Below are 8,208 nucleotides of genomic sequence, written 5' to 3'. Positions count from 1 at the left end.
GTGGGGCCTACGGGCTCCCAATTGTCTTCGGCACGAATGATCTTCTTGATCTCTTCGCTTTTCACTTTTCCCTTGCTCATTTCGAACTCCTTTCAAGAAGTCAATTTTTTAACTTGTTTTAAGCTCTCGGGATGCCGCATGACCACCAGGTTGGCTCCCGCGAGGATCAGGGTAAATGCGGTGAGGGCTTCCCAGAGGACGCCCTGAGTTTTGTCCTCCTTGGCCTCCTTCGTTTTCCAGCACTCCTTTCCGATGTTGGCGATGATGGGCACCTTCATCATCTCGTCATTGTGGATGACGCCGACCTGCTTGACGCGCTCCATGATGGAGAAGGAGTAATCGATGCCATAGCCGACCGCCGCGGACATGGGGTCGACGACGATCTTCTCTTTCGGGAAGAATTTGGTCAGCTTGACGTTCAGTTCTTTGCAGAGGTTGATGTCGAGGGGGCTCTGGGGGATGATGGCGTGGCCTCCCTCCAGGGCTGCCTTGGCGATCTCCTCGTAGTTCTCTTTCACCAGAGGGCCGAGAAGGAGGTTTTTTCCGCTGCAGACCTTTGCGATCTCCACGAGGGCTTTGGCATCCTTGTCCTTATCCCCGACTCCCATGACAATCAGGGGGGCAGGGATCTGATCGGCCATCCTCTTCACGTTCTCCGCGATCTTGGCGATGTCTGCATTCTCACTGTCGAGGCTTGCGAGATAGAGGGAGATGAGGTCAGCGCCATACTGTTTCAGACATTTGTTCGCCCATGCAATCGGGTCAGAAAGGACATCGGCAAAGGGTTCTCTGAGATGTTCAGGCCAACCCTCCGGAGGAGTATCGAAGACCTCGAGGGCGAACCGGACAGGTGCTCCCTCCTGGCCTTCGAAGGCATGAAAGGGAAGGGTCTTTTCACCCCCAATCTTCACCGCCTTATCCGGAGATCCGATCAACAGTTCCTTGATTTCGCCTTTATAGGGTTCGAAAAAGTCACTCAATTGCATCGTTTCCCTCCTTTGGTGCTAATCTCTCACATCAGGTTTCGAGCCAAGAGTGGGAATAGAGCGTCCTTCCCATGAGCACGTTGACCGTCTTGATGATATCGGCCTCCTTTTTGGGGTAACTCGAAGGATCGAGCTCCTCGTCCATAGCCTTGAAGATCAATTCCCTGATTTCGGGCAGTTGCCCTTTGGCAAGCTTCATCAACTCCTCGTCGAAGCTATCGGCGATGGCCGAAAAACAGTTGTACCGATCGAGCATGACCAGACAGACCCGATTCAGGATGCCTCTCAGGTGTTCCGGTGTGCCGTTGGAGAGGTTGGAGAGGCCGAGCGTCGATTTGACGCCAGGGCAGATGTCCTGGAGAATTTTCATAAATTCAAATAGTTCCACCACTTGGGGCTGGTCGACCGAGATGGGCATCATGATGGGATCCACCCAGATCCTCTCGTTGGGAATGCCGATCTCGTTTGCATAGGCCACCGATTCCATAATCGCCTCGGCCCTGGAGGAGGAATCGGAGGGGATTCCTGCATCGATCAGCACCGAGAGGACGACATCGCAGTTATATTTCACCGCCAGGGGAAGCATTTTCTCTTTGCTCTCCTGCTTGCCGGAGGCCGAGTTGATGAGAGGGGGGATTTTACAGACCGAGAGGCCTGCCTCCATGGCTACAGGATTGGTCGTATCCAAGGAGAGGGGCTTGTTGACGACCTCCTGAACGACCTCGGCCAGCCATTTTAGGACCTCCGGGTCCTTTTTGGCAGGCCCGACATTAAGATCGATGTAATCCGCGCCCGCCTCTGCCTGTCTCTTTGCAAGCTCCTGCAAGGGTTTTTCGTTTCTCGATTTGATGGCCTCGGAGACGACCTTGGAAAGGATGTGAATATTCTCGCCGATGATGATCATGCTCCCCCTCCTTTTGGAAATATTTCACAATTATCATTGTAAAATTTTATTCGAGGATTGCCAATACAGATTTCCTCTTCCGCATTAAGGCACCACCTTTTTCATCGCTTCTTCGAGGGCGATCACGGATGGGCTGTCTTCCGAGAGATCGAGCATGGGAATGCCCTTCAATTCATGGTCCACGATATGGCTGTCCTCCGGGATCGTCCCAAGGAGATGGAGATTCAGGCGCTTAACCTCCTTCTCGATCTGGGGAGGAACCGCATTGGAGACCCGGTTGACGAGGAGATAGGTCTTTTTGACCTTGAGCCCCAATTCCGTAACGAGGTCCTCCAGCTTCTTGCAGGTCCGGATCCCCTTCATGGAGGGATCCGAAATGAGCAGGAGGAGGTCGAGGTTTCCGTTCGTCCTTCTCGAAAGGTGCTCCATCCCCGCTTCGTTGTCGATCACGACATATCGGTAATTGGAGGCGAGCTTTTCGATGTAATTCCGGATCACCGTGTTGGGGTAACAGTAACATCCCGGGCCTTCGCCCTGGCCCATGCTCAATAGGTCGAAGCCCTTCTCCTCGATCAGGATCTCTGCCAATTTATAGTCGAGCAGAGACTCCTTGACCACCCCGGGCGGGAGGTTCTCCTTCTCCTTTAAGAATTGATCAAGGACCTTCCCCACCGTGCTCTCCACCTTTACGCCGAGGGCATCGCCGAGATTGGCGTTAGGATCGGCGTCCACAGCCAAGATGGGTTTGTAGTTCTTCCGGAGAAGGTAACGGAGGATCAGGGCCGCGAGGGTGGTCTTCCCGGTTCCCCCTTTTCCGGAGACCGCGATCTTCATCGTTTTTCCTTCGGACTCTTATTTAATCCCTGCGGCGATCTTGGCCGCCTTCACGGTATTCATCATCAACATCGTGATGGTCATAGGCCCGACGCCGCCCGGGACCGGGGTGATCATGCTCGCCTTTTCTTTGACCGCATCGAAATCGACATCGCCGCAAAGTTTTGCCTTCCCCTCGGGAGTCATCCCGATCCGATTCACCCCCACATCGATGACCACTGCCCCTTCTCTGACCATATCCGCCGTGATCGCTTTGGGCTTTCCCGCCGCGACGATGAGGATCTCGGCCCTTCTCGTATGAAAGGCCATATCCCTCGTCCCCGTATGGCAGATCGTTACCGTGGCATTGGCCCCCTTCTGTTTCTGGAGAAGGATATTGGCAATCGGCTTCCCGACGATATTCGAACGGCCCACCACGACCACCTCTGCCCCATCGATCTGGGCTCCGGAGCGGATCAGTAGCTGTTGGATGCCCGCGGGGGTGCAGGGGAGGAAATCGGCCTCACCGATCATCAATTTCCCTACGTTGACCGGATGGAACCCATCGACGTCCTTTTTGGGGTCGATGGCGTACAGGACCTTCGTCTCATTGATGTGTTTGGGCAATGGGAGTTGAACCAGAATCCCATGGATCTTCGGGTCCTTATTGTACTGGTCGATCAGGTTGAGCAGGGCGGCCTCCGTGATGGATTCGGGTTGGTTGTCCTGAACGGAATAGAATCCTAACTCCTTGGAGGTCTTCTGCTTGGCCGTGACATAGCTGACAGAGGCGGGGTTTTCGCCCACCAAGATGGTGACCAGGCCGGGCGTCACGTTATACTTCTCTTTGAGCTGGACCACTTCCTGCTTGAGTTCCTCCCGAATCTGCGCGGCGATCTCGTTTCCGTTGATCAATTTTGCGGTCATCGTTCTCTCCCCTCCTTGCTCAAAAATTGAAAGGCCAATTCGAGTCGATCACGTTTCAAAGTGACTTCTTCTTGTCTGAGGGTTAACACTTCCTCATGGGACCTTTTGCTCCTTAGGCATGTTTGTTAAGGATCGGTCGTCTCTCTTTAGGATATCGGTTGGGGATAACCAAAAGATCTTCTTAGAGATGTCGAGGGTTGGCTCCCACTTTCCGACAGTGGCTGTTCCGTTAAAGTCGATGATCATAAGGCCTTGGCTTTCGCAGCATCAGAGAGGAAATTCATTTCCTCCTTTTGGGTCTTCATCCCCCAGGGCCCAAAGCCGATCCACTCTGTTCGGTCTCTGAGGTTCCATTCCTCTTTTCGGGCCTTCTCGAAAGGCTGTTCTTCTTCAAAAAATAAGGCACGGCAGAGCCGTGCCTTATTTTGGAGTTTAGAAGAGCCCCCTGACCTTTCCCGTTTCGACGTCGATGTCGACCCTTCGATAGGCAGGGTCCGAGGAAGTCCCTGGCATCAGGCTGATGGTGCCTGCCATCGGGCAGAGGAACTTGGCACCGGAGAAGACCAGGATGTCCCGGACGGGGAGGACCCACCCCTTCGGAACGCCCTTCCTTGTCGGGTCGTGGGAAAGGCTCAGATGGGTTTTCACCATCATGGTCATATAATCATTGTATTTGGGGTCGGCTTCGAACTTTTTGGCTTTGGCCTCGGCCTCAGGAGTCCATGAGACTCCGTCTCCCCCGTAAACTTCTTTTGTAATGATCTCAACTCGTTTCCGTAAAGGGGTCTCCAGGGGATAGAGGAACTTAAATTCCTGCTTTTCGTTGCAGGCATCCAAAACCACATCGGCAAGTTCGAGGGCCCCTTCACCCCCTTTGAGCCAATGCTCGGAGGTCGCAACCCGGGCGCCGGCTGCCTCAGCGGCCTTTCGGACCGCAGCGATCTCGTCCTTCGTGTCTGTATGGAAGACGTTGACGCAGACCACCGGGTTGATCCCTGCCTTCTTGATGACGTTGATCAAGTGGACCATATTGGCGCATCCTTTTTCGACCAGGCCCACGTTCTCTTTGGTATACTCCTCTGGGATCGGCCTCCCCGGGACCACCGTGGGGCCACCGCCATGCATCTTCAGCGCCCTGACCGTCGCCACGAGGACGGAGACATGCGGGGTCAGGCCGCTGAGACGGCATTTCACATTCCAGAACTTTTCAAATCCGATGTCGGCCGCAAACCCGCTTTCGGTCACGTTGTAATCGAACATCTTCAAGGCGATTCGATCGCCGATAATGGAGGACTGTCCCACCGCGATGTTCGCAAAGGGTCCCGCGTGGATGAGGATGGGTTGATATTCGACCGAGCACATCAGGGTCGGGTTGATGGTATTGCGCATCCAGGCGGTCATGGCGCCGGCCACTTCGAGATCGGTCGTCGTAATGGGGTTTCCCCTCTTGTCATAGGCCACGGTGATGTTGCCGATCCTCTCCCGGAGGTCTTTGAGGTCTCTTACGATGGAGAGGATGGCCATCAACTCCGAGCTGACGGCGATGGCAAACTTGGACTGCATCATATAGCCGTCCTGTTTACCGCCGATTCCGATGATGATATTCCTCAAAGCCTGGGCGCAAAAGTCGATCACCCAGCCCATCTCCACGTTGGTGGGGTCTATATCGAGTCGCCGAAGACCCCGTTTGGCCAGCTCGGCATCGTCATAATTTCTTTCATGCTGCATCCTGGCCGTCAGGGCGACCATGGCGAGGTTGTGGGCATTCATGATGTCGTTGATATCGCCCGTCAAACCCAGCGAAAATTCTGTCATGGGGATGAGGAGGGCTTTTCCACCCCCTGCGGCCGTTCCCTTAATATTCATGGTGGGTCCGCCGGATGGTTGCCTGAGCACTCCTCCCACATTCTTTCCCCTTTTTCCCAGTCCTTCGATCAATCCGAGGCTGGTCGTCGATTTTCCTTCGCCAAGAGGGGTGGGCGTAATGGCGGTCACCTCGATATACTTCCCATCGGGTTTGTCCTTTAGGCGATTAATGATCTTCATGAAGTCGAGTTTGCATAACTTCCCCATGGGGATGACCTCGTCCTTCTGAAGCCCCAGCCTGTCCCGCCATTCGTCCACGGTGGGCATATTCTCTTCCGCAATCTCAGCGATCTGCCAGTCAGCAAGTTTTCTCGGATCGGCATCAATGTACTTTTGGGAGATATTAAAGGGCATCGCTAATAGTCCTCCTTTCTAAAAATTTTTAAATGATTTGAATTTTCTTAAAGAATTTAGGATGTTGAGCCTCCCCCCTTTCTGCAAAATTTTTAAAATTTTATGAGGATTTATTAGTAAGTAGGCCTATTATGTGACAACAATCACAAGGTCGCATCGATACTAATATAATGGATCTTTTTTGTCAAGGGAAAATTTGTGCCAAGAAAGGTAGTTTACTGTTCTTTTTTAACCTATTAAAAATATTTAAAAAAATTGTGCTGATGGGCTGATAAAAAGGCCGGCTTGACCCATACAAGTGGTATATTTTTTTCATCCACTGGGGAGGCCTGCTTTTTCTTGGTATAACTTATTGATGCTACAAGCTTTTTTACTTTATGTCATTTGATGAGAAGAACGATTTTGCGTTGGAGTTTTTCAGGCAACGGTCATCTCTTACCTTGGAGGAGGAATTTTTTCAATTCCTTTTTGTTCATATTTTGAAGACCAAGCTCTTTTACTCCCCTGCCTGTTTTCCAATAATTGGTCCGGTTGATGACCGAGCAGAGCTGGATGACAGCATCGTGGGTGGGGGTTGGAATTCCGAGGAGATCTCCCAGGGTGGAGACGAGGACCATTCCGTAGGGGACGTCCTCGGTGATGTATCGGTCCTTCAAATGTTCAGGCCCTTTCATCTTCATCCCTGCATAGATACCATCTTTTCCGAAGGCGGCATCCATGCTGGTATTGAGGATCCGATAGCGACATTCTTCTTCGGTCTCGCCAAGGTTGTAACCTTTGAAGTCGAGGTTGTCCCAATGATAGAGCTTGTATCCCAGGGCCTCGCACAGCGCGAGCCTCTCCTCATTTAAGGATTCGAAGGCCCTTGCGACGGATGGGGTCATCCCCTCGGCATAGAGGTAGAACTCTCCTTTGGAATGCTCGATACGGGTGGCACTCAGGAGGGTTGCCACTGGATGGACAATGGGATTGGGATTATTCAGGGCGGCCTCGAGGACATCCTTAGCAGGAATGATGGTGGGGTAAAATTTTTGCAGTTTCGGGATGACCTCTTCGGTCTTCTTCGCTGGGAAGACGCCTGTGGGTAAGATGACCGCGTGGATGAAGACCGCTACGTGACCAGGGCCCTTGAGCCTGGCCCCATAAGGGAGGGTGCAGCTCTCGGCAAGGACCACCTCCCGTCTCACCCTCTTCTGCCTGAAGATCTTTGCAAATTCGAGACTCCCCCCGGAGCCGGGCATCAATATAAACACCTGCCCATCCTGAACGAATGGGGAACAGACTTCAGCCATTGCCTTGTGGCCGAAGGCAGGAGTAATGACGAAGACCACCTCCGCACCCTCGATCGCCTGAGAGATGTCCGTGGTTGCCAGATTTAGTTTTGCGACGCCGTCGATGGAGATGCCCTCGATTCGGATCTCTTTTGTCCTCAGGACCTTTTCAAAAGGTTCGGCAAACTGTGGGAGCTCAAAGAAGTTGACCTTGTATCCGTTGAGGGCAAGATTTGCCGCAACGGCATGGCCTCCGTTTCCTCCTCCAAGCACCGCTACCAGTTCTTTTTCCATGGAAAACTCTCCACCCACCGTGCGTTCAATTTTGAATTAGAACGGTTGGGGATAAATTATCCCATTCTGCTTAAAAATACAAGGGTTGAAAATTGACCTCGTTGGAATTAAGATTGATTTAATATCCCTGAAGGAGCAAGGCTATGGGATATCAAAAGATGGTAAGGGTGGGCGGATGGATTTTAGTCTTCCTTTTTGCATCGATGCAGGTCGGACAGGCTCAGGAGGGGGGCATTGTCGATAAGTCCCAGATCACCTTCACCAAGGATCCCACGGGATATGTGTTCTTGGCACCGGGAGTGGATTTAAAAATCTTCGATACCGTGGTGATCGGAGATTTCTCCATCGCAGGGCTTCCAGAAATCGGACCTGGAAAATTGGAAGAATACCGAGATACCTACAGGGTGCAGCTCAGGACTAAGTTGGCCGCTGCGGGTATATTCAAAGAAGTGACGGACGACCTTTCAAAGGCAAGGGGTCCGAACACACTGGTCATCTGGGGGGACATCCTGACGATGCACCCGGGCTCAGCGGCAGCGAGGTTCTGGGTAGGAATGGGGGCTGGGAAAGCCGTGGCCGAAATCAAAACCTATGCCAGTCCAGCGGAGGAAAAGAAGATCTTGCTCGCCCATCATCTGAGGCCCACCAGCGGGATGAGAGGCGGGGGTTTGGGAGCGAGAGAAGGGTATGTGTTTTTGAGCCAGGGGGTGGATCGCATCTCGACTTACTGCGTAGAATATATCAAGAGGGTTTATCAGACAGGAAGGTAACCCCTATTTAACAAAAGGAGGAT

Annotated in this window: 7 protein-coding genes; 1 reads left to right on the top strand and 6 read right to left on the bottom strand. The window is 52.7% G+C overall.

Annotation, left to right across the window (positions count from 1 at the left end):
• Positions 1 to 92: 92 nt before the first annotated feature.
• From N3G78_03640 to N3G78_03615, 6 genes are all read right to left on the bottom strand, one after another.
• Entirely contained in the window at positions 93 to 986 is an 894-nt protein-coding gene (locus N3G78_03640; GenBank protein ID MCX8117014.1) for an acetyl-CoA decarbonylase/synthase complex subunit delta, read from the bottom strand.
• 31 nt (positions 987 to 1,017) lie between these two features.
• The gene (locus N3G78_03635; protein MCX8117013.1) at positions 1,018 to 1,890 is read right to left on the bottom strand and encodes a dihydropteroate synthase; all 873 of its coding nucleotides are present in this window, start codon (positions 1,888 to 1,890) and stop codon (positions 1,018 to 1,020) included.
• Between the two features lie 84 nt (positions 1,891 to 1,974).
• Entirely contained in the window at positions 1,975 to 2,724 is a 750-nt protein-coding gene (locus N3G78_03630) for an AAA family ATPase (protein ID MCX8117012.1), read from the bottom strand.
• 18 nt (positions 2,725 to 2,742) lie between these two features.
• Positions 2,743 to 3,630, bottom strand: coding sequence for a bifunctional 5,10-methylene-tetrahydrofolate dehydrogenase/5,10-methylene-tetrahydrofolate cyclohydrolase (locus tag N3G78_03625; protein ID MCX8117011.1), 888 nt, complete (start codon positions 3,628 to 3,630; stop codon positions 2,743 to 2,745).
• Positions 3,631 to 4,062: 432 nt separating this feature from the next.
• Positions 4,063 to 5,850, bottom strand: coding sequence for a formate--tetrahydrofolate ligase (locus N3G78_03620; GenBank protein MCX8117010.1), 1,788 nt, complete (start codon positions 5,848 to 5,850; stop codon positions 4,063 to 4,065).
• Between the two features lie 428 nt (positions 5,851 to 6,278).
• The gene (locus N3G78_03615; protein ID MCX8117009.1) at positions 6,279 to 7,415 is read right to left on the bottom strand and encodes an NAD/NADP octopine/nopaline dehydrogenase family protein; all 1,137 of its coding nucleotides are present in this window, start codon (positions 7,413 to 7,415) and stop codon (positions 6,279 to 6,281) included.
• Positions 7,416 to 7,558: 143 nt separating this feature from the next.
• Between N3G78_03615 and N3G78_03610 the strand changes: the two genes are divergently transcribed.
• Positions 7,559 to 8,185 carry a DUF4410 domain-containing protein gene (locus N3G78_03610; protein MCX8117008.1) on the top strand — a complete coding sequence of 209 codons (627 nt, stop codon included), beginning with the start codon at positions 7,559 to 7,561 and terminating at the stop codon, positions 8,183 to 8,185.
• Positions 8,186 to 8,208 lie beyond the last annotated feature (23 nt).

Source organism: Thermodesulfobacteriota bacterium, assembly GCA_026415035.1.
Classification (GTDB): domain Bacteria; phylum Desulfobacterota; class BSN033; order BSN033; family UBA1163; genus RBG-16-49-23.
The sequence above is the reverse complement of the archived record's forward strand: the minus strand, read 5'-3'. Positions and strand labels throughout refer to the sequence as shown.